We start from the raw sequence: 2,003 nt of genomic DNA on the forward strand, positions 1-2,003 counted from the left end.
ATCCTGAGATATTTGTCCGCCCCGCAGGAGGGCGAGCGCTTTGTCCTGGAGCCGGAAATCAGCTTTAACTACTTGGGGCAGTTCGATCAGGACTATGAGAGCAATGGAATGAAGCCTTCTCCATACTCCACCGGTTCGGACGTCAGCAGGAACGCAACGATGGATTTTGCGCTGGACATGAACGGCATGGTTACGGAAGGCGCTTTGGAATTGACCATCCGGTACGGCACGACCCAGTACCGCCGGGAAACGGTGGAGCGGCTCGGCGCACTGCTTCAGTCGAGCTTGCGGGAAGTGATTGCGCACTGTCTGGAGAAAGAGCGGCCGGAGCTGACGCCAAGCGACGTCCAACTGAAGGGACTGACTTTGGAAGAGCTCGGGCAGCTGACGGAACAGACGGAGCCGATCGGTGAACTGGAGAACGTGTATGCGCTTACCCCAATGCAAATGGGAATGCTGTTCCATAACCTGATGGACGCCCAATCGGGAGCTTATTTTGAACAGGTTATGTTCGATCTGCAAGGAGCCTTCGATATTGAGGCTTTCTCCAGAAGCTTGGATTTGCTGGTGCAGCGGCATGAGGCACTGCGGACCAATTTTGTAAGCGGCTGGAAGGACAAGCCGGTGCAGGTAGTGTTCCGCAAGCGGGACGCAGAGATCTATTATGAAGATGTAAGCGGGATGCCGGAGGCGGAACGCGCGAAATATGTCGCTGATTTTACGGCCTTGGACAAGGCCAAAGGATTTGATCTTGCGCAAGGGTCCCTCATGCGGATGGCGGTCCTGCGTACCGGAGAGCAAAGCCACCATGTCATTTGGAGCCATCACCATATCCTGATGGACGGCTGGTGCATGTTCTTGATGCTCAAGGAAGTGTTCGACAGCTATTTTGCGTTTATCGAACAAAAGCAGCCCGCGCTTGCCCCGGTCACGCCTTTTGCCCAGTTTATCGAATGGCTGGAGAAGCAAGACCTGGAGGCGCCGTCGCGTTATTGGAGCGGGTATTTGGCCGATTACGAGCAGCAGGCCCTGCTGCCGCAAGAGGGGCAGCACAAGCAGGAAGGGTATCTTCTGGAAGAATTGGATTTTGAGTTTAGCCAAGAACTGTACGAACGGGTCGAAGAGGCGGCCAAACAAAATCAGGTAACGGTCAACACGCTCCTGCAGACCGTATGGGGCGTTATGCTGCAAGCCTACAACAACAGTCCGGATGTCGTATTTGGGTGTGTCGTTTCTGGCCGTCCGGCAGACATCCCGGGCGTGGAAAACATGATCGGTCTGTTCATCAACACGATCCCGGTACGCATTCAAAGCGCGGCAGGGGAATCGTTTGCAGATGTGATGCGAAGAACGCAGGAGCAAGCGTTGGCTTCGGGCGTCCACGATACGTTCCCGCTGTATGAAATTCAGGCGCTAAGCGAGCTGAAACGGGATTTGATCAACCATATTATGGTATTTGAAAACTATCCCATGGAGCAGCGGATCGAACAACTGGTCAGCGGAGGCATAGAGGCTTTGGCCATCTCCAACATTCAAGCGCCGGAGCAAACGAACTATGACTTTGTCGTTACCGTAATCCCGGATGAGCGCATGCTCCTCCGTTTCAGCTACAATGCATTGAAGTTCACCGAAGCGGGCGTCCAACGATTGTTCGGCCATCTGGTGCGGATCATCGAACAGATTGTGGACAATCCGAATACTCGCGTGGATGAGCTGGAGCTTGTCACGCCGCAAGAGAAAGAGCAATTCCTGAATTGGTCCGGCGAGAATGCCGATTATCCCCGGGAGAAGTTGATCCACCAGTTGTTCGAGGAGCAGGTGGAGCGGACGCCGGATGCGGTAGCGGTGATAGGCGAGCATGAGGAGCTGACGTACGGAGAGCTCAACAAACGGGTGAACCGTCTGGCGCGGACCTTGCGGGCCAAGGGAGTGCAGCCGGATCAGAAGGTAGGCGTTATGGCCGAGCGTTCCCTGGAGATGATGGTGGCGATCTTGGCTATCCT

At 55.0% G+C, this 2,003-nt stretch carries 1 protein-coding gene; it reads left to right on the forward strand.

Going from position 1 to position 2,003, the window contains the following annotated elements; translation table 11 throughout:
• Nucleotides 1–2,003, forward strand: a 2,003-nt coding sequence (locus tag KQX66_RS36300) for a condensation domain-containing protein (RefSeq protein WP_216798375.1), incomplete at both ends; no start/stop codon positions are given.

Origin of the sequence: Paenibacillus oleatilyticus, assembly GCF_018998565.1 — a bacterium.
In the GTDB taxonomy this organism is placed as follows: Bacteria; Bacillota; Bacilli; order Paenibacillales; family NBRC-103111; genus Paenibacillus_G; species Paenibacillus_G oleatilyticus.